We start from the raw sequence: 20,272 nt of genomic DNA on the forward strand, positions 1-20,272 counted from the left end.
TTTATATTAATAGGAATCATGGAACCAAAAATTCGGTATCCCATTGGTCATCCAACTTGGAAAAGCGGACACGAATATGGTTGGGTTGCTCTAATTTTAGATATTCTATTTTATAAGGGGTGATTTCTACAACACAAAAATGATTTTCATCGGAGAGATATTCCAAGTTGTCAGGATTGCTAATTGCGGTTCCGGGCGACCTACTAGTGGTGTAGGCTTTTTTTGAACTATCGGGTATTGAATCCCAAAATACTTGCTTTGTTGCCTTATCATTCTTATACATGGCAATTCCCTCTATTTTTATTTGCAGTAATTTTTCAGGGTGGTATAACAACAGGCTTACATTCTTATTTTCTTTGATATGGGTTATTTTTTTAGAGCGCTTGTCCGTGTAAAAGACAATTTTTAAATCTTCGTCAATGGCACGCATTACCACCGTCCGCAATCGGGCTACATGGTCTAGGCCAACGGTTGCAAAAGTGAAATATCTAAAAGGATGGTCCTTTTCTGTGGGACCTTTTTGTAATTCTTGCCTAATTTGTTCAAAATAAACCTTACCCATTATATATAGTGTTTGTTAAAATAAAGATAAAAAGAATTGCTGAGGTAGGGTATTTCTTTTTTGTGATGTTATAACTATGAATTGCTTTTAGAAAAATACTGTTCCTTAAAATAAAATTTAAATAAGTTTAGTTGATTAGTTATTGGTTTTGATTTAGAAAGCCCGGCTGGTTCCCGGGCTTTTGCTTTTTAGTATTCTCGTGGATATTAATTGTACTTTAGAGGTAAGCAGTTCTTTTTGAGTGGAGTAACGTTAGTGTCAATAAAAGCTCCACTTAAAGAAAAGTAATCTTGTACAACCTTTTTCTGAAATAATAGTTAAGTGAGACTCTAGAATTTCATCTTCACAATGTCCCTAGTTAACAGGATAGATATAAATTAATTAGGTATTTTTGGCCCGAATTTATCAACCTATCATAAATATCTACTAAAGATGTTTTTCTAAAATTTTCAATTTACTATTTTTGTCCATGCAAAATAACGTCCTCATTTTAGATTTCGGTTCCCAGTATACACAACTCATTGCAAGAAGGGTTAGGGAGCTTAATATTTTCTGCGAAATTAAACCATACAACAACTTGCCCGAAGACCTTTCGGAATACAAGGCAGTGATTCTTTCCGGATCGCCGTTTTCTGTTAGGGCCGAAGATGCTCCGCATCCAGATCTGTCCCAGATAAAAGGGAAGAAACCGCTATTGGCAGTTTGTTATGGAGCCCAATATTTAGCTCATTTTAAAGGCGGAAAAGTAGCCCCCTCAAGTACGCGTGAATACGGTAGGGCCAAACTTTCGTTTATAGATCATAACGAACCTTTCTTTAGTGGGATTTCTGAAGGCAGCCAGGTGTGGATGAGCCATAGCGATACCATAAGTGAATTACCTACGGGAGGAATTAAATTAGCCAGTACCCACGACGTGGAAAATGCTGCGTATAAAATAGATGGAGAAGAGACGTATGCCATCCAATTTCATCCAGAGGTGTACCACACCACAGACGGAAAGCAATTATTGGAAAATTTCTTAGTGCATATAGCCGGAGTGGCGCAAACATGGACCCCGGATTCCTTTGTGGAAACAACCGTGGCCGAACTTAAGAGAAAAATAGGGAACGAAAAGGTGATCCTTGGACTTTCTGGAGGGGTAGATTCTACTGTAGCTGCCGTGCTTTTGCACAAAGCAATAGGGCCACATCTACACTGTATTTTTGTAAATAACGGCTTGCTCCGTAAAAATGAATACCAAGCAGTACTAGATCAGTACCACGGCATGGGATTAAATGTGAAAGGAGTAGACGCTTCGGCACGCTTTTTGGATAACTTGGAAGGGGAAAGTGATCCAGAGACCAAAAGGAAAACCATTGGAAGGGTTTTTGTTGAGGTTTTTGACGACGAGTCCCATAAGGTAGATGATGCTCAATGGTTGGCCCAAGGAACAATTTATCCAGATGTAATCGAATCTGTTTCTGCCACTGGTGGTCCATCCGCAACTATCAAAAGTCACCATAACGTGGGAGGCTTGCCCGATTATATGAAATTGAAGGTGGTAGAGCCCTTGCGCATGCTCTTTAAAGATGAAGTGAGAAGGGTAGGGGCCAGTTTAGGTATCGATAAGGAATTATTGGGAAGACATCCCTTTCCAGGTCCAGGATTGGCAATCCGTATCTTAGGGGACATCACCCGGGAAAAGGTAGCGATTTTACAAGAGGTAGATGCTATTTTCATCAATGGATTAAAGGAGTGGGGGCTTTACGATAAGGTCTGGCAGGCAGGAGCTATACTCTTACCCGTCAATAGTGTTGGGGTAATGGGAGATGAGCGTACCTATGAAAAATGCGTAGCACTTAGGGCTGTGGAGAGTACGGATGGTATGACAGCAGATTGGGTAAATCTGCCCTATGAGTTTTTACAAAAAACCTCTAACGATATTATCAATAAAGTGCGTGGCGTTAATAGAGTTGTGTACGATATTAGCTCCAAACCGCCAGCAACCATAGAGTGGGAATAAAATTAAAAGAATAACGTTATATTTAGAAGGCTTTGGTGGTATTTTCTATAGATAGAATAAGTAGCCGTAAAATACGTTTTCCAAATAGTAATGCGTTAATAATTCTTTAACCTTAAAAATCCAGGATAGTGAAATTAAATAAGAAAGCAATATTAGCGACAATCCTACTTTTATTTGTTGGGGTTAGCGCTATTGCCCAGAAATTCGCCACCCATTCCGTAAAGGCAGGCGAGACTTTGGAAAGTATTGCAAAACAATACAAGGTTTCTGAACAAGGGATATTAAACTATAATAAGGAAGTAAAGAAAGGGCAACCCGTTAAGGCTAACACCATTCTTGTTATTCCAGTAGGTGATAAAACTTTTACCCCGGTAGTAAAGCAAGATAAGGTGGGAGGTGTAGATGCTTTATTGGATAAATTACAAGGATCAGAAATGGCTTTGGAAAGGGCGAAGCCAGTTGGATTTACATCACATAGGACAAGGAGAAAGGAAACCTTGTACGGGATCGCCAAACAATTCCATATCACCGAGGATGATATAAAACGCTACAATAGAGAATTGTATTCAGTGCAATTAAAAAAAGGGATGACCTTAAAGATTCCTAAATATAAAAGGGAAAAGGAGGTTGAAACTGGCTACTCGGAAGAGAATTACTTGGTTTATGCCGTTCAGCCTAAGGAGACTAGATGGAGTATTGCTCATAAATACGGTATTACAGTGGATAGCCTTTTAATTCTAAATCCGGACCTGTCCAAAACAACAGATCATTTGGCTACTGGTCAGGAATTATTACTTCCGAAACTGTTGAGTGGCGTCATTAAGAACCAAAAGACCCAATTGTTTACTTCCTACACGGTGCCTCCAAAACAGACTTTTTATAGCTTGGAGAAAAAATTTGGGCTTAGTTCCGAAGAACTTATCGCTTTAAATCCCCAAATTAAGGAGCGGGGTGGACTTAAAGAAGGAATGGTACTTCAAATTCCCGTTAGGACCATTAATGCCGGAGTGGTGAACACGGAGAACTACAATTTTTATGAAGTGAATCCTAAGCAAACAGAATTTTCCCTTACCCGTAAATTAGGGGTTACCTATAGGGAGTTGTTGGATCTGAATCCTGATTTAAAAGATGGTTTGAAGGCGGGAATGGTATTGAAAATCCCAAAAGATCAAACAGGGAATTTTGAGGTGAAGAATGCCCTTATTCTTGATAGAATTAATTTAGTGGATAGTATAAATCCACTGTACAAACCTAAACTTCTGTTTCTATTGCCCTTTAGGTTAGACAGGCTTAATCTAGATGACATTGAAGCCACAACAACCTCCATTGAAAAAAGAAAGGATGTAAAGTATAGCCTTGGCTTGTATTCAGGTGCTATGGTGGCAATCGATTCCGTGGCGAAATTAGGGATATCAGTAGATGTAAGAACCTTTGATACGGAGTTGAGTATGGTGCGTACCAGATCCATTTTACAGCGGGAGAATCTAAATGGGGTATCGGCTATTTTTGGGCCTTTAGATCCAGAGTCGCTTAAGGAAGTGGCACTCCAGGCATCGCAATATAACTTGCCCGTAGTTGCCCCAATGACAGAGGGTAGTAATTTAAGCCTTGGGAATGTGTTTTTTGCGATGCCATCTAAAAAAGTATTGCAGGAACAAATTTTAGACTATGTAAGCGAGGTAAGGTCGGATCAAAAAATTATTGTCATTGCCGATGAAAAGAATAAACCCACACAAGCGATCTTATTAAAGAAATTTCCCGGAGCCAAAATCGTAGGCCTTAAAGAAGATAGGTCCGTAAATATAAATGAGATAAGCGCTATGCTATCCGCAACAACAGAGAATTGGGTGTTTTTGGAAACTGACCAGGCTAATGTGGTTTACCATGTGGCCTCCTTGCTCAATTCCATGAACAACAAGGTGAAAAATATCAGACTGTTTACAACGGATAAAAATAGGGCCTTTGAAAACGAATTGGTGTCATATTCACATATGTCTAATCTTAGGTTTACCTATGCATCTCCTTCGCGAGAAGTAGGCAACGATGGGTTTACAAGGGCGTATAGTGAAAAGTTTGGTGCGGAACCCGATGCCTATGCGGTACGGGGTTTTGATATTGCCTATGATTTACTATTGAAACTTGCTTATAAAAATAATCTGATAGATGCATCCAAGTTAATTGGTGTTACAGAATATACTGGTAATAAATTTAATTTCGCCAAAAACCCTACCTCTGGCTACTTTAATAGGGCCTCTTATATCATGAGCTTCCAAAATATGGAAGTTGTGGAATTAAAAGAATAATAACAATGACTTCCAAAGTAACTTATTTAGGCAACCTGAGAACAAATTGCGTGCATTTACTATCGGGGAACAGTTTTGTAACCGATGCCCCATTGGATAACCACGGGCTGGGACAGGCCTTTTCACCAACGGATACGATAGCCACAGGTTTGGCAAGTTGTATGTTTTCCGTGATGGGGATAAAAGCAAAAGGATTGGAAGTAAATCTTGTGGATTCTACCGCGGAGGTTACTAAATTCATGGAGGCTGATCCGAGGCGGATAGTAAGAATAGATGTAGCATTTTATATGCCTAAAAACGTTTCTGATAAAAATAGGAAAATATTGGAGCATACTGCGCGTACTTGTCCCGTGCAATTCAGTCTTCACCCTGATATTGTCAGGAATATTTCATTCCATTGGGAACTTTAAACCTTTGGTTGGTCCTCGCTCTTTTCCTTGTGGTGGAAATAGGCTTTGGACAACAAGAAGGTGGTGTGTTATGGCAACAGGGGAATCGATTAAAATGGTCTGATTTTAAGGGGAAACCGTCGCTCACCTCTAACGCTGCTGCGGTTACGGCCAGTGGTATTACCTATAGTTTTTCATCTTTGAATAAAAACGGAAAAATTGAAGTCGATTTTAAAGTTGATGCCCACTTTTATCCAGAAAATTCATGGGTCAGGAGTACCACTCCCAATACTGCGATATTGAATCATGAGCAACTGCATTTTGATATCACCGAAATCTATACCAGAAAATTGCGTCGTGAATTTGCGAAAGCCACCTTTACCAAGAATACAAAGTCTGAGGTAAGGGGTATTTATCGCCAAATTCTAAAGGAACTTAGCAATTATCAAAATAGGTATGATAAGGAAACCAATTTTTCCCGTAATCAAGAAAAACAAATGGAGTGGAACAAAAGGATAAAATTGGCCTTAGGTCAATAAATAGGTAATAAAACTTCCTGTTTAATTAGAACTACAGTCTCCTTCTATACTACCATCAGGTTTTAATTACACATCACAAATAGTAATACCTTCCTTAAGGGCGGCAATCTTATCGTCCCAAGTAGGTATAAACTCTTGCGCTACAAACCCTTTATAACCTGTTTCCAAAATACTTTTCATTATGGCCGGATAGTATAGCTCTTGAGTTTCATTTATCTCATTCCTTCCCGGGTTTCCCCCAGTGTGATAATGGCCAAAATAGGGATGGTATTTTTTGATGGTCCTAATTATATCACCTTCCATTATTTGCATGTGGTAAATATCATATAGTAGCTTAAAATTATTGGAATCCAGTGCTTTGCACAATGCTACTCCCCATTCAGAGTTATCGCACATATAATCTTCGTGGTCCACTTTAGCGTTTAATAGTTCCATTAGGATGATTACTCCATGTTGCCTTGCCAAGGGCAAAATCTGTTTTAAACCTTCCACGCAATTCTTTAGTCCTTGTTCGTTATCCAGGCCCCTGCGATTACCGCTAAAACATATCAGATTGGTGTATCCGGCCTCGGCAACTTTGGGAATCATTTCAGTGTAATTTTTAATCAATATTTCGTGGTACTTGGGGTCGTTCCATCCTTCGGTAAGACTAATTTCTGCCCCGTTGCACATAGAGGAGTGGATATTATATTTCTTGAGCAGTGGCCAATCTTTTGGACCCATTAGGTCAATTGCCTTTACGCCTAAATTGTTTAAGGATTTTAAGAAGTCTTCCAGAGGAATATTTCCGTAACACCAGTAGCAAACACTGTGATTAATGTTGTTTTTTAGTTTGTCCTCTTTTGCAGTGTCCGGTTCCATTGCATGTCCTGTATTGTAGGTCAGCATCCCAACAGATGCCGCCGCTGAGGTTCCTATAAATGTTCTTCGTTTCATCTAATTACTTTTTTAACTTTTGAGGCCACATGCTTGTCCCTAAGTAAAACGTGGGTAGCAATGTTATTAAATTATTATAAAACTATAGGTGGCTAACTGCCTATGTGGATTACGGCAATAGGATCTAACTCTTTTAATGCCCTAAAACGAATTGGAGTTTGCTGATAAACGCAAATATTACATATATAAATATAGGTGATTTGGTTTAAAGATACTTAAAAGAGGCGCCTAATGTTTCGGAAATCCCCACTAATAAAATCGATTCTTCATTTTCATCAAAATATTGGTAGGCCAATAGGAAGATGGTATATTTGGCAAGTGTTAAGTTAAGGCTGAAATGGCGTATAAGGCAGTGGTCGATTCTGTGATAACTTTGGCTTCACGATACGCTAGATTGTTACCTATGAATATAGTTCCAGATAAAAGACATTTGATTGAATTGGCACATTATCGGATGCCATTTGGAAAATTTAAGGGAAGGTATTTAGTTGATCTTCCCGAACCTTATTTGATATGGTTTCAGCAACGTGGATTTCCCGATGGTAAACTTGGAAATTTGCTTAGATCTATGCTAGAAATAAAAATAAACGGTTTGGAAGGGCTAATTCGCAAAATTCAAAAAGATTTTCCCAAGTATTAACTCGAAATTGTGAATGCAATTTGTACTTTTGCTCGCGTTAAGAATTCAACCTAACGCTTCATGTCAGAAACTAAGTATATTTTTGTAACCGGTGGGGTTACTTCATCCCTTGGGAAAGGGATAATAGCGGCCTCTCTTGCCAAATTATTGCAGGCAAGAGGTTATAGAACTACTATTCAAAAATTAGATCCATATATAAATGTGGACCCTGGTACACTAAATCCATATGAACATGGAGAATGTTATGTAACCGATGACGGTGCAGAAACAGATCTTGATCTTGGTCATTATGAAAGATTCCTCAATGTTCGTACCTCCCAAGCTAATAACGTTACTACTGGTAGAATCTATCAAAGTGTTATAGAAAAGGAGAGAAGGGGTGAATTTCTTGGCAAGACCGTTCAGGTGGTGCCGCACATTACCAATGAAATCAAGGAACGTATTCAGCTTTTAGGAAAAAGTGGCGATTATGATATCGTTATTACCGAAATTGGTGGTACCGTTGGCGATATAGAGTCCTTGCCTTATATTGAAGCTGTACGTCAGTTGCTTTGGGAGTTGGGGGATAATAATGCAATTGTAATTCACCTAACTTTGGTGCCCTATCTTTCAGCGGCAGGGGAGTTAAAAACAAAACCTACCCAACATTCCGTAAAGACCTTGATGGAAAGTGGTATTAAGGCAGATATTTTGGTGTGTAGGACCGAACATGAAATTCCAGATGAATTAAAGGATAAACTGGCGCTTTTTTGCAATGTAAAAAGGGAGGCAGTTATTCAATCTATAGACGCATCTACCATTTATGATGTGCCGATCCTAATGCAACAAGAAGGTTTGGATACGGTAACCTTAAAGAAATTGAACTTGGCCGATGATGTTGTTCCCGATCTAACCCATTGGAAACAATTTCTGGAATGGCACAAAAATCCAAAAAATGAGGTTACTGTTGGTTTAATTGGTAAATATGTGGAATTACAGGACTCCTATAAATCCATTTTGGAGTCGTTTATACATGCAGGTTCTGTAAATCATGTTAAGGTAACGGTTAAATCCATTCACTCCGAACATCTTAAGGGAAAAGCCTTAGAGAAGAAATTGGAAGGCTTGGATGGTATCTTGGTTGCACCAGGTTTTGGGGAACGGGGTATAGAAGGTAAGATCAGAGCTGTTCAATTTGCACGGGTCAATAATATTCCGTTTTTGGGAATTTGCCTTGGAATGCAAATGGCTGTTATAGAATATTCTAGAAATGTACTGAATTTGGAGAATGCGAATTCTACTGAGATGGATGAAACTACGCCAGACCCGGTAATTAGTATCATGGAAGAACAAAAAAATATTGTAAATAAAGGAGGGACTATGCGTTTAGGCTCTTGGGATTGTGAGTTGACCAAAGGAAGTTTGGCGCAAAAAATTTACAATGGTGCAGAGGTCATTTCCGAACGTCATAGACATAGATACGAGTTTAACAACAAATACAAAGAAGAGTTGGAAGCAGCTGGACTTATAGCTTCGGGAATAAACAAAAAAACTGGTTTGGTCGAAATTATTGAGCTTCCGTCGCATCCATGGTTTGTAGGGGTACAGTACCATCCAGAATACAAAAGCACGGTAGCCAATCCGCACCCGTTATTTGTTGCATTTATAAAAGCGGCACTAAAACACCAGAGCAAATAAGCAGAAGCCACTTTGATATATTATGTGCAATTGGGCATATATTTGCAAACGGAATAATTTCGATTTAAAGGATGGAAATGGTTTCTGGAATAGTCAAAAGATCAAGTAAAATAATAATACGTTAGATGGAAGAAAAGAAATTGGATATTAACACCATTATTGGCTTTGTGCTGATTTTTGGTATTCTTGTTTTTATGTTTTGGCAAAACCAACCGACCCCTGAGGAGTTGGAAGCGAAAAAAGCCCAGCAAGAGCAACTAGAGATTACCAAAGAGGCTCAACCAGAAGCAAGTCAATCTGCTGTTGCAGCACCAAAACCAATAGATGCCAATGATTCTATCGCAGTAGCCATTTACAAAAATGCCATTGGTGCTTTTGGATATACGGCCCCTAAAGAAGGGACCACTGTTTTGGAGAATGATTTGGTTTATTTGGAAATCAGTAATAAAGGTGGCCAGATTGTAGAGGCTACCATGAAGAAATACGTTACCTATGATTCTATCCCAGTTTATCTGGTAAAGGATAATAATGCCAGTTTTGGATTAACTTTTTCTACCTCAGACAATAGAGTACTACACACCAAAGACTTGTTTTTTGAGCCTTCTCTTACTACCTCTGGTGACACTCAGGTGCTATCTATGAAAGCCAAGGTTGCAGAGGATAAGTATCTAGAATATAGGTATGAAATGAAACCAGATGAGTATTTGGTTGGATTTACTTTGCGTTCACAGGGATTAAATGGGGTTATAAACAATAGTAACCCTATTAATTTGGATTGGAAATTAAAGGGTATAAGGCATTCCAAAAGTGTCCAATATGAAAATAGATATACTAGACTTACCTATAACTATGAAGATGGTAAAATAAGTAAGCTGTCTGAAGGAAGTTCTGACGAGGAGTTAGAAAAAGATGTGAAATGGTTATCCTACAGACAACATTTTTTCAGTTCCATATTAACCAATTCAGATCATTTTGAGACTGCTAATTTAAGTTCTATCAATTTGGTGGAAGAGGAAAGTCGCACTCAAGGCTTTACCAAGGAATTTGCTGCAGAAGTACCCTTAAAATTGGAAGGTGGGGAGCTTTCTTATAATTTAAATTGGTATTACGGACCAACAGATGTTAAAGTGTTGGCGCAATATAAAGAATTGGGTCTTGAAGATTCAATTCCCTTCGGATGGGGGATCTTTGGATGGATCAACCGTTATATGTTTACACCAATATATACCTTTTTAAGCGGATTTTTCCCCTATGGAATCGCTATTGTGGTCATGACTATTTTAGTGCGCTTGGCGATGTCGCCTGTGACCTATAAGTCTTATTTATCACAGGCTAAGATGAAGGTATTAAAGCCTGAAATTACAGAGTTAGGTGAGAAGTACAAGGATAACGCCATGAAGAAGCAACAGGAAACTATGAAGCTTTATAACAAAGCTGGGGTAAGTCCTATGAGCGGTTGTGTACCGGCGCTATTACAGATGCCAATTTTTTACGCCCTTTTTATGTTCTTCCCAACTTCGTTTGCCATGAGGCAAAAGTCGTTCCTATGGGCAGATGACCTTTCGTCTTATGATGCTATTGCGCAATTACCGTTCACCATTCCGTTCTATGGTGATCACGTAAGTTTGTTCCCAATTTTGGCTTCCGTTGCCATCTTCTTTTATATGATGATGACTACTGGACAAAATATGCCAACCCAACCGGGAATGCCTAATATGAAATTTATCTTATATCTATCGCCTTTAATGATGTTGTTCTTTTTTAACAACTATGCTAGTGGATTAAGTTTGTACTATTTTGTATCCAACCTTATTACCATTCTAATAATGTTGGCCATCAAGAAGTTTATTTTAGATGAGGATAAGATTCACGCTCAAATTCAGGAGAACAAAAAGAAGCCTAAAAAGGAAAATAAGTTCCAGAAAAAGATGAGAGAAATGATGGAACAGGCCGAAGAACAAAAAAAGTTAGGGAAGAAATAAACTCCCCATACTCTTAAAAAGCAAAAGCTCTCATTAACCGATGTAATATTGGTTTCTGAGAGCTTTTTTGGTTTGGTTTGGTAAGATTTAGGACTTCAAAGATTGGGAATCTTTACAGTTTTACAAACTAAAAGTTGTAAACGGATTCTTTTTGTATGCTAACCAAGGTGCTTTTGATGTTTAGCCAAATTTTCGGGAAATCTTTAAAATTATATAATGTGGCATCCAATTTGCAATTTTGTACTTTTGCATATTAATTCTAGGTAATGAAAAAGGTAGTTGTAGGACTTTCAGGTGGAGTAGATTCCAGCGTAACCGCATATCTCTTAAAAGAGCAGGGATATGAGGTGATAGGTCTTTTCATGAAAAACTGGCACGATGATTCGGTTACTATTTCCAAGGAATGCCCTTGGTTAGAGGATAGTAATGATGCACTTATCGTGGCAGAAAAATTAGGAATCCCTTTTCAAACTGTCGACCTAAGTGCACAGTATCAGGAGCGTATTGTAGATTATATGTTCCGTGAATATGAACTGGGAAGGACCCCAAATCCGGACGTCCTGTGCAATAGGGAAATAAAATTTGATGTATTTATGAAAATTGCCTTGCAACTAGGGGCAGACTATGTTGCTACGGGTCATTATTGTAGAAAGGGAACCATAATTAATAAGGACGGCTCCGAAACCTATCAGTTATTGGCAGGGGCCGATGCAAATAAGGATCAATCCTACTTTTTATGTCAACTTTCACAGGAACAGCTTGCAAAAACTCTTTTTCCAATTGGGGAATTGCTTAAGCCTGAAGTAAGACGTATTGCAGCCGAAAATGAATTGATTACCGCTGATAAAAAAGATTCCCAAGGACTCTGTTTTATTGGAAAAGTGCGATTGCCAGAATTTCTACAACAAAAATTAAGACCAAAAAAGGGAGTAATCGTAGAGGTGCCCTCCGCATTGCCACAACTTAATAATAAAACCCCAAATTTTAATTCCAAATTAGAGGAATTATCATTTTATGCCGAAAAACCTAGCTATCAGATTGCTGATGGTAAGGTAGTAGGGGAGCATCAAGGGGCGCATTATTTTACAAAAGGACAACGAAAGGGTCTTGATGTAGGTGGTACAAAAGAGCCCTTGTTTGTATTGGAAACCGATGTTGTGGAAAACGTAATTTATACTGGGCAAGGAAAGAGTCACCCTGGATTGTATAGACGAACCTTATTTGTAACTCTGGACGAACTGCATTGGGTGCGTACAGATTTGGCACTTGCTGTGGATGAAACCATGCAGGTTATGGCGAGGATACGCTATCGCCAACCGTTGCAAAAAGCTACTTTATATAGGGTTGATGCTGGTCTATACGTGGATTTCGAGGATAAACAATCTGCAATTACTGAAGGGCAATTTGTGGCTTGGTATATCGGAGAAGAATTAGTAGGTTCGGGGGTAATATCATAACACCCCAATTCCCGATTCCATAAATTGGTCGTATTGGCTACTTTTATATATACACAGAGTATCTAGATGTTATCCGAACTTTACGGACCTATATAGCTGATGTGGTAAACCCAAAAGTTGGATAATCAATGCAAAACAGAATCACAACTCTATTTAATATTTCCTATCCCATAATTCAGGCAGGCATGATCTGGGCCAGCGGTTGGCGTTTGGCCTCGGCGGTTTCTAATGCAGGGGGATTGGGAATCATAGGTGCTGGATCTATGTACCCAGAAGTGCTCAGGGAACATATCCTAAAATGCAAACAAGCTACGGACAAACCTTTTGGGGTAAACGTACCTATGTTGTATCCCGATATCGATAAACACATGGCTATCATTGTGGAGTTAGGGGTGGAAATTGTCTTTACTTCTGCTGGAAATCCAAAAACCTGGACCTCCTATTTAAAGGAAAAGGGCATTACCGTAGTACATGTGGTGAGTAGCGTTAAATTTGCCCAAAAAGCAGAGGCTGCAGGGGTAGATGCTATAGTAGCAGAGGGATTTGAAGCTGGCGGTCATAATGGTAGGGATGAAACTACCACATTGACGCTGATACCCGCTGTTAAGGAAATAATAAACATTCCGTTAATAGCTGCTGGTGGAATTGCCACAGGAAAGGCCATGTTGGCAGCCATGGTTTTAGGTGCGGATGGAGTGCAGGTAGGAAGTAGATTTGTAGCGAGTAATGAGGCTTCTTCCCATGCCGCATTCAAGCAAAAGGTAGTGGAGGCAGGAGAGGGTGCTACACAATTAACCTTAAAAGAACTTGCACCAGTGCGAATGCTTAAAAATAAATTCTTTCAAGATGTGCAGGAAGCTTACGCCAAGGGAGCAAGTGTAGCGGATCTTAAGACTCTGTTGGGACGCGCTAGGGCAAAACGCGGCATGTTTGAAGGGGATTTGGAGGAAGGTGAACTAGAAATTGGTCAGGTTGCTGCCATCATTCACGATATTAGACCCGCGGCTACCATTGTCCAAGATATGATGGAAGAGTTTAAAGAGGCACAAAAAGAGGTAGCTAAGTTTTAGAAAGTAGTAATTATTTCGGTGAATAATTACTGCAATACCCGAATGGTAACAAGCATCTGGCCTATGTGGCGCTGACTGTGTTCTGCAGCATGAAACAAGAGACCAAGTACCGTAGAGGGCAATTTTTTACGACCCACTGCTCGGGCTTTGGTCAATTCGGACTCCGGTAATTGCTTAAACAATAAAAGTGCTTCATCTACCTTTCGGTTAAAGTTACCTACCAAGTCGGAAACTGAAATATTTGGATTGCGTTGCCCTTCTTGCTTTAAATATTGAAATTGTTCTTCGGATAACGAGCTGTCCTGGGCATAGGTCATGATCCTATCCAATACCCCAGTAATATGCTGCATATGAAAGCCTACCGAAGCACAGCCCGATGGCCTCTCCCAGAGAAGCTTGTCAGGAAAATGGTCCGTGTATAGGGTTAATTCCAATCTGGACTGGGACAATGCATGGGCCGCAGGCTGCAATAGGGGTGAAATGCCTTTAATAGGACCTCTCAGCCAGAATTCAGGTGCAGTGGAAGTAAGTTCTTCGCCCATAGTTATAATTCAGCATTAAAGCTTGCTAGTAACTGGTCTACAATGGGTTTAGCTTTATCGACTTCAGTAGGTTGGACATAAATTTCTTGAACTCCCTGCATTGGAGAAGCAAATCCGGCTAAACGCCCCGATTCCGATTCATCCCTTACTACTGGCATTATTCCGATCAGCCTTAATTCTTCTTTAATCCTCCCTGCAATGATAAGATTGCCGGAAAATATTTTGATGTAATCCTTGACCATGGTTTCGCATTAAGTTTTAAAGTTAATAAAAAATAGGGAACAGAAAACTTATATGGACGCTTAATATTACGAAGGTATAGACTACTCTTGACTATATAATCTAGGGGTTTATTATCTTTTTTGGAAAGCTTATGCCCCTCCTCAGAATAGCGTATAGCAAAATTAAGATGAACCCAAACCCTAGGCCATAGTATAAAGAATATGGATGATTTATTGTTCTTAAATGGTGAGTAATTAGGGAACCTATTTCAATTCTCTCCACAGCCGCCTTCTGGACGGGCAGGTTGATGTGGAGGTTATAGTTTTAAACACAGGGAGGCCTTAGCCAATTATTTTTGACTTTTTTGACCACTTCACCCTAATTTTATATTGATATTGTCCTTGTTAGGTTGTGGATAGCTTTGGTAATAGTATTAGGAGACAGCATCTGAAACGGTCTAATTATTCTGCTTTTAAAGTTTTAATATCCCGTATCAATCTCTTTATCTCTTCATCAAGGGTGCCATTATAGATCCCCCTTATCTGTTTTCGTTTGTCTACAAGTACAAAGTTGGGGGTATGAATAAAATCTTGAAATCCGCCATCTCCCTCATCAACAGCAGCAAAAAAACTCTTTCTTGCCAACTCATAAATATGTTTTTTGTCACCTGTGGTAATATTCCATTTGGATTGGACCGCCCCATTTTTACTAGCATATTCCTGTAAAATAGGTACACTGTCCATTTCTGGTGTTACCGAAAGTGATAGTAATTTTATCTCCTTATCGTTCATAAAGAGACCTTGTAATTTGTTCATATTGTTGGTCATAATCGGACAGATACTGGGACAACGGGTAAAGAAGAAATCTGCAACATAAATTTTATCTCGATAGTCCAAATTGGTAACAGTATCCCCATTCTGGTTGATTAGGCTAAAATAGGCCACGGTATGATCAGTATGTTGCCCCTGCTTACTGAAGTCCACCAATTCAGGATTAAAGTCAATGGGATTATATATCGGTAGGTCATTATGTTCAATGTTAATAAATCGATTTATAAAAATGACTATAGCAATAAAAAGTATAATCATTAAAATACCTATGTTCCCTCTATATCCCATGCTTTTTATTTAATACGGTATGTACTAACCTTTCATTGTAATAGTCATAATTAAAGAACGGAATTGTTAATTGCTATGTCCGCATACTGCCATGCTGCATCAAATTCTTTTTTTATCTCATTAGCTTCTTCTATTTTGTTCTGTGCCTTTAAACTATGATACAGCCCCATTAGGGACCATCCATTTTGACGGAGTACTTCCAGATCTTCTTTAAAACGCATTTCAGCTTCCTCATATTTTTCTGCTTTTAATAGGACCGCACCCAAGCTTTGCCTTACGGGGATATGCCAAGCTGCCGGTTCGCTATAAACTATTTTTTCCTCAAAACTGACAGCTTTATTCAGGTGTTCCTGAGCTTTTGTAAGATTCCCTTCCGCAGCGGCAAGTTCACCAGCCACAACTTCGTAGGCTACTTTGGCGATAATAGAGGAGGGATTGGAGCTGTTGGCAACTATACTTTCGAGTGCGGGATTATTTTGCATCTTATTCAGTGCATCGAGCTCTTCCCTCGATTCTTTTAAATTGTTTTTTCTGATAAACGCAATTCCCCTTGAATAATGCCAAATCAGTTTAAGATGTAGGTATTGATCTCCCGGATATGGGGTGGTCAAGATTTCGTTCCATTTCCCAAATCGCGTATAGGCCAAAAGTGGGGATGAAGCAAAATCCTGTAAAAAGGGCAAATTTTCCAATTCCCCAATGGGTACTTTTTCCGCCGTTTTTTTGGCCGCGTCAATTGCAGTATCGCTATCTCCTAGCAGGCTGGCGGCCGACCATAAAAAGTGAAGGTTATGTGGATAGTAACCCAAGGGGTACATTCCTTGTGAATAACACTGTGAAATATAATCTTCATCTGCTAATATAGCAGCCTTGTTGACATCTACCGCATCCTTATACCTGCCAACGCGAATATAAATATGAGATGGCATGTGTACAATATGTCCAGCAGCGGGCATTAAGGATCCCAATTTGTCCGCACTAGGAACAGCTAGATCTGGGTGGGGAAGTTCCACCATATGGATATAATAATGGTGTGCGCCAGGATGGTCCGGATTGAGTTGCATAGCACGTTCTAAGGCTGCTTTTCCCTTTAGGGTGTTGGTAGCAGGATTTCCTTCACTGTCCCAATAATTCCATGGTGTGGTATTCATGATTGCTTCAGCATACATAGTCTGTACATCTGCATCCTCCGGGAATTTCCCCGCCACCGCTGCCATAGCATTCATATAGGCTATGTTGAGTTCTGCGATATCGGCAGATAAATCATTACTGTATCTATGGGTCAATGCTTCTATTAGCGCCTGTTCTTTGGGAGAAGCATCAGCAGCTAGATTTTTGGCTTTCAATAGTGCTTCGTACGATTTTGTTTTGCGCTCATCATCCGGAAAATGATCATTTATGTTAGGGCCTAGTACATAGGCCTGACCCCAGTAAGTGATGGCCGATTTGGGATCAAGTCTGCTAGCTTCCATAAATGACCGGTGCGCCTCTGCATGGTTAAAGGCGTAAGCAAGTTTTAATCCCTGATCAAAAAAGGTTTGTGACGTATCATTTTTGGTGCTTATTTTAAAGTGGTGATTACCTAGATTTTCAAACAAGGGTGATATTTGTTGGGTGGTATCCACATTGCTCAACATAAATTTGGCAACCGTACATTTCATGAAATTTAAGGAGGCTTGTTGAGGCTTAGCGATCAGTTCATCGCTGTCAATACTTTTTTCGGGGGTGGAAATTAAATGGAAAAGAACCATTAGTAGTACGAGCGTAAATAATACTTGGACAGATTTTGTTTTCATCGGATTGCGTTTTTGCGATTAATGAACCAGAATTGCATAATGTAGATGTAAACAGCTCAAATCCTGTTGTATAAGAGGCTTTAAACCATTGTGTTCCATCTAAAATCATTTGTCTGTGTCAAAATTTTGAGTTTTATATAACACTACTATTCTTTGTTGCTTAGCACTATCGATCAAAATCTTTAATAGGGGAAAGAGGCACTCTAAAATGGCCTTATTAGTAATACGCGAATTGCTAAATATGGACTGAGTTAAACAACCAGTCATTTTTAATTAATATCCGTACAAAGGCAAGTTAAGGGGCTATTTTAACTTTTTTGAAATTCGAAGTAAGGGGGCTAATACTTGTTGTCGAGGGGTAGGTTCCAGTGTGAAAACCGATAAAAACCTGGTATCACGTTACTTTAAAGATAGTTTATTTTGATTTTATCAACAAGAAAAATGTTTTAAAATATTGAAAGACAGCACTGTGAGGCGAAGATGTTTTCACTCAAATAAATAATTCATGCAGTAAAATAGGAGGCTTATAAATTAAAGGTGTAGTCGGGTTGTTTTTAGTGTTTAAAATACTGAAAATTATCAATTAACACGGGAATATGACTCAGGAATAACGGTCATCCTTTGCCATTTCTGAGGTTGATCAGCTTTTGGGGAACTATAGCAATCCCCGTGCTTTTATTTCCAAATACTTATTTATGGTATTAATGGTCAGGTCCTCTGGTTTGGTAAGGATGGTCTGTATTCCGTGTTTTCGAAGCTCGTTAACAATGAGCTTTTTTTCATATACAAATTTCTCGGCAATAGTCTTTTCAAAAATTTGGTGAGTAGTCTGTGCCTTTTCTGTTACAAAGCGATTAAGCTCGGTATTCTCAAAGAAAATAACCACTAACAAGTGATGTTTTGCAATGGCTTGTAAGTAGGGGAGTTGCCTATCCAAGGCATCCATGGTTTCAAAATTAGTATACAGCAACAGCAAACTCCTATGGTTGATATTTCTTTTGATATCGGCGTACAGCAAACTGAAATCGCTTTCTACAAAATTGGTTTTTATGTTGTATAGGGTTTCTAGAATAAGGTTCATTTGCGAACTTCGCTTTTCTGCCACCACCCTATTTTCTATCTTATTGCTGAAGGAAAACATTCCTGCCTTATCTTGTTTTTTTAAGGCGATATTTGAAATCACCAAGCTAGAATTTACTGCATAATCTAACAAACTGAGGCCGTCAAAGGGCATTTTCATAACCCGTCCCTTGTCTATAATGGAATAAATGGGTTGGGACCTTTCGTCCTGAAACTGGTTGACCATCAATTGCCCCCTTTTGGCGGTTGCTTTCCAATTAATATTGCGGATGTCATCCCCTTGTACGTAGTCTTTTATCTGCTCAAACTCCATAGTATGGCCTATTCTCCGTATTTTCTTTAGGCCATATTCGAACAGTCGATTGGTAAAGGCCATTAGATTGTATTTCCGAAGTTGTAAAAAAGAGGGATAAACGGAAACTTCCTGTTGGTTGCAAAAGGTGTATTTTTTAGCAACCAAACTAAGAGGAGACTTGGCAAAAACATTTAAATTCCCAAAAACATAAACGCCACGTTCCGTTGGGCGTAGGTGATAGGTGAATCGTTTTTCATCCCCCTTGGCAAGGGAAGCAATAATATTGAAATCCCGTTTCTGGAATTGGTGGGGAATCTCATCCAAAATTTTGATGCTGACAGTGAATAGATAGGAATTTGATATGCTGATCTCAATTTCATTGTCATCCCCGTTAGATAATTTTTCAGGAACGTTACGTTGACCCACTAGCATCCCTTTGGAAGCAAATAAGAGTAGAAAGTCGACCACAAAAGCCAAAACAAAAATAAAAAATAGCAGTTTAATCGCACCCATAAGATTTGGAAATATATAGGATAACAGAAATCCTATTACAATTCCGCTTAAAACGATAAAAAACCGCTTTTCTAAATAGGTGTTGCTAAAAATGCTTTTCAAATCGATATCTGTTAATGAAATATTATTTACTGATGCTTTTTTACCTTGGAACTTCCATGGTTTCAATAATTTGCGTTACCACCTTTTCTGGGGTAAGTCCTTCCATTTCTCGTTCTGGCGTCAATATGATCCGGTGCCCTAAAATGGCGACCGCCACCTTTTTTATATCATCTGGAGTTACAAAGTCGCGCCCGTTTATAGCAGCCATTGCTTTGGAGGCATCCATAATGGCGATAGATGCCCTAGGGGAAGCACCAAGATAGAGATTGGCATTTACCCGTGTACTGTTTACGATGCCAGCTATATATTTCATCAAATTTTGTTCAATAATAATTTCCTTGATCGTATCCTGATGTGCGGCAATTTGTTTAGCAGTAAGTATGGGTTTTATTAGATCTTCTACGGCCTTATTTTTTTGCTGGTGCTTGTTTTCCAGAATCTGGATCTCTTCTTCCAAGGAAGGATAATTGACCTTTATTTTAAAAAGGAATCGGTCCAACTGTGCCTCCGGTAATCTATAGGTGCCCTCTTGCTCTATGGGGTTTTGGGTGGCAAAAACTAAAAATGGGGCTTGCATTTTGTATTCTGTTCCGTCCATGGTGATTTGTCGTTCGGCCATTGCCTCAAATAAGGCGGCCTGGGTTTTCGCTGGGGCCCTATTTATTTCATCGATCAAAATAATATTGGAAAATATAGGACCTTTCTTAAACTCAAATTCCGCAGTTTTTACATTAAAGATGGAGGTTCCAAGGATATCACTTGGCATGAGATCTGGCGTAAACTGAATTCTACTAAAACCTACGTTCATTGTCTTTGCCAAGAGCTTTGCCGTAACCGTTTTTGCCACACCGGGAACACCTTCAATCAGGGAATGTCCGTTTGCCAAGATAGATATTATTAAAAGTTGTATCATTTCCTGTTGCCCAATAATGACTTTCCCTAGTTCGGACTTGATCTGTGCCACGGAGGTCTGTAATTCACTTAGGTCGATTCTATTTTTAAACTCCAAAGGATTGTTGTCCCCATCTTGTGTTATTTCTTCCATGC

General features: G+C 39.2%; 17 protein-coding genes. 9 read left to right on the forward strand and 8 right to left on the reverse strand.

The window, feature by feature from the left end; translation table 11 throughout:
* Positions 1-16 precede the first annotated feature (16 nt).
* Positions 17-562 (reverse strand): pyridoxamine 5'-phosphate oxidase family protein, encoded by a 546-nt coding sequence (locus KCTC52924_RS12295; RefSeq protein ID WP_251808421.1) that lies wholly within the window; start codon positions 560-562, stop codon positions 17-19.
* A 469-nt stretch (positions 563-1,031) separates the two neighbouring features.
* Between KCTC52924_RS12295 and guaA the strand changes: the two genes are divergently transcribed.
* The 4 genes from guaA to KCTC52924_RS12315 all read left to right on the forward strand — a co-directional run bounded on the left by guaA (position 1,032) and on the right by KCTC52924_RS12315 (position 5,795).
* Positions 1,032-2,564 (forward strand): glutamine-hydrolyzing GMP synthase, encoded by a 1,533-nt coding sequence (guaA, locus tag KCTC52924_RS12300; protein WP_251808422.1) that lies wholly within the window; start codon positions 1,032-1,034, stop codon positions 2,562-2,564.
* Between the two features lie 128 nt (positions 2,565-2,692).
* Complete coding sequence (locus tag KCTC52924_RS12305; RefSeq protein WP_251808423.1) at positions 2,693-4,867, forward strand: LysM peptidoglycan-binding domain-containing protein; 2,175 nt, start codon at positions 2,693-2,695, stop codon at positions 4,865-4,867.
* A 5-nt stretch (positions 4,868-4,872) separates the two neighbouring features.
* Positions 4,873-5,277, forward strand: coding sequence for an OsmC family protein (locus tag KCTC52924_RS12310; protein ID WP_251808424.1), 405 nt, complete (start codon positions 4,873-4,875; stop codon positions 5,275-5,277).
* Entirely contained in the window at positions 5,265-5,795 is a 531-nt protein-coding gene (locus KCTC52924_RS12315) for a DUF922 domain-containing protein (RefSeq protein ID WP_251808425.1), read from the forward strand. The genes KCTC52924_RS12310 and KCTC52924_RS12315 overlap by 13 nt, the downstream gene beginning before the upstream one ends.
* 66 nt (positions 5,796-5,861) lie before the next feature.
* Here the strand turns inward: KCTC52924_RS12315 and KCTC52924_RS12320 are convergent, their stop codons facing one another.
* Positions 5,862-6,731, reverse strand: coding sequence for a hydroxypyruvate isomerase family protein (locus KCTC52924_RS12320; protein WP_251808426.1), 870 nt, complete (start codon positions 6,729-6,731; stop codon positions 5,862-5,864).
* Positions 6,732-7,134: 403 nt separating this feature from the next.
* On the opposite strand from KCTC52924_RS12320, the gene KCTC52924_RS12325 reads away from it, so the two are divergent.
* The 5 genes from KCTC52924_RS12325 (at position 7,135) to KCTC52924_RS12345 (ending at position 13,557) form a co-directional block, all read left to right on the forward strand.
* Positions 7,135-7,371 (forward strand): DUF3820 family protein, encoded by a 237-nt coding sequence (locus KCTC52924_RS12325; RefSeq protein ID WP_251808542.1) that lies wholly within the window; start codon positions 7,135-7,137, stop codon positions 7,369-7,371.
* Positions 7,372-7,431: 60 nt separating this feature from the next.
* Positions 7,432-9,048, forward strand: coding sequence for a CTP synthase (locus KCTC52924_RS12330; protein ID WP_251808427.1), 1,617 nt, complete (start codon positions 7,432-7,434; stop codon positions 9,046-9,048).
* A gap of 125 nt (positions 9,049-9,173) precedes the next feature.
* Positions 9,174-11,030 carry a membrane protein insertase YidC gene (gene yidC / locus KCTC52924_RS12335; RefSeq protein WP_251808428.1) on the forward strand — a complete coding sequence of 619 codons (1,857 nt, stop codon included), beginning with the start codon at positions 9,174-9,176 and terminating at the stop codon, positions 11,028-11,030.
* 266 nt (positions 11,031-11,296) lie between these two features.
* Complete coding sequence (mnmA, locus tag KCTC52924_RS12340) at positions 11,297-12,487, forward strand: tRNA 2-thiouridine(34) synthase MnmA (protein ID WP_251808429.1); 1,191 nt, start codon at positions 11,297-11,299, stop codon at positions 12,485-12,487.
* Positions 12,488-12,615: 128 nt separating this feature from the next.
* A complete protein-coding gene (locus tag KCTC52924_RS12345; RefSeq protein ID WP_251808430.1) occupies positions 12,616-13,557 on the forward strand; it encodes a nitronate monooxygenase family protein in 942 nt (313 codons plus the stop codon).
* 26 nt (positions 13,558-13,583) lie between these two features.
* Here KCTC52924_RS12345 and KCTC52924_RS12350 read toward each other — a convergent pair whose 3' ends face one another.
* The 6 genes from KCTC52924_RS12350 to KCTC52924_RS12375 all read right to left on the reverse strand — a co-directional run bounded on the left by KCTC52924_RS12350 (position 13,584) and on the right by KCTC52924_RS12375 (position 20,270).
* Positions 13,584-14,099 (reverse strand): DinB family protein, encoded by a 516-nt coding sequence (locus KCTC52924_RS12350; protein ID WP_251808431.1) that lies wholly within the window; start codon positions 14,097-14,099, stop codon positions 13,584-13,586.
* A 2-nt stretch (positions 14,100-14,101) separates the two neighbouring features.
* Entirely contained in the window at positions 14,102-14,341 is a 240-nt protein-coding gene (locus KCTC52924_RS12355; protein ID WP_251808432.1) for a DUF2007 domain-containing protein, read from the reverse strand.
* Positions 14,342-14,782: 441 nt separating this feature from the next.
* Positions 14,783-15,439, reverse strand: coding sequence for an SCO family protein (locus KCTC52924_RS12360; RefSeq protein WP_251808433.1), 657 nt, complete (start codon positions 15,437-15,439; stop codon positions 14,783-14,785).
* Positions 15,440-15,489: 50 nt separating this feature from the next.
* On the reverse strand, positions 15,490-17,235 hold the full coding sequence (locus tag KCTC52924_RS12365) for a tetratricopeptide repeat protein (protein WP_251808434.1): 1,746 nt from the start codon (positions 17,233-17,235) through the stop codon (positions 15,490-15,492).
* 655 nt (positions 17,236-17,890) lie between these two features.
* Entirely contained in the window at positions 17,891-19,225 is a 1,335-nt protein-coding gene (locus KCTC52924_RS12370; protein WP_251808435.1) for a DUF58 domain-containing protein, read from the reverse strand.
* A 40-nt stretch (positions 19,226-19,265) separates the two neighbouring features.
* A complete protein-coding gene (locus tag KCTC52924_RS12375; protein WP_251808436.1) occupies positions 19,266-20,270 on the reverse strand; it encodes a MoxR family ATPase in 1,005 nt (334 codons plus the stop codon).
* Positions 20,271-20,272 lie beyond the last annotated feature (2 nt).

This window comes from Arenibacter antarcticus, assembly GCF_041320605.1.
GTDB lineage: Bacteria > Bacteroidota > Bacteroidia > Flavobacteriales > Flavobacteriaceae > Arenibacter > Arenibacter antarcticus.

Coding starts and splice junctions, on each gene's coding strand:
- KCTC52924_RS12320 (WP_251808426.1), bottom strand. CDS start 6,731: ATGAAACGAAGAACATTTATAGGAACCTCAGCGGCGGCATCTGTTGGG.
- KCTC52924_RS12330 (WP_251808427.1), top strand. CDS start 7,432: ATGTCAGAAACTAAGTATATTTTTGTAACCGGTGGGGTTACTTCATCC.
- KCTC52924_RS12310 (WP_251808424.1), top strand. CDS start 4,873: ATGACTTCCAAAGTAACTTATTTAGGCAACCTGAGAACAAATTGCGTG.
- KCTC52924_RS12375 (WP_251808436.1), bottom strand. CDS start 20,270: ATGGAAGAAATAACACAAGATGGGGACAACAATCCTTTGGAGTTTAAA.
- yidC (WP_251808428.1), top strand. CDS start 9,174: ATGGAAGAAAAGAAATTGGATATTAACACCATTATTGGCTTTGTGCTG.
- guaA (WP_251808422.1), top strand. CDS start 1,032: ATGCAAAATAACGTCCTCATTTTAGATTTCGGTTCCCAGTATACACAA.
- KCTC52924_RS12350 (WP_251808431.1), bottom strand. CDS start 14,099: ATGGGCGAAGAACTTACTTCCACTGCACCTGAATTCTGGCTGAGAGGT.
- KCTC52924_RS12360 (WP_251808433.1), bottom strand. CDS start 15,439: ATGGGATATAGAGGGAACATAGGTATTTTAATGATTATACTTTTTATT.
- KCTC52924_RS12295 (WP_251808421.1), bottom strand. CDS start 562: ATGGGTAAGGTTTATTTTGAACAAATTAGGCAAGAATTACAAAAAGGT.
- KCTC52924_RS12345 (WP_251808430.1), top strand. CDS start 12,616: ATGCAAAACAGAATCACAACTCTATTTAATATTTCCTATCCCATAATT.
- KCTC52924_RS12325 (WP_251808542.1), top strand. CDS start 7,135: ATGAATATAGTTCCAGATAAAAGACATTTGATTGAATTGGCACATTAT.
- KCTC52924_RS12365 (WP_251808434.1), bottom strand. CDS start 17,235: ATGAAAACAAAATCTGTCCAAGTATTATTTACGCTCGTACTACTAATG.
- KCTC52924_RS12355 (WP_251808432.1), bottom strand. CDS start 14,341: ATGGTCAAGGATTACATCAAAATATTTTCCGGCAATCTTATCATTGCA.
- mnmA (WP_251808429.1), top strand. CDS start 11,297: ATGAAAAAGGTAGTTGTAGGACTTTCAGGTGGAGTAGATTCCAGCGTA.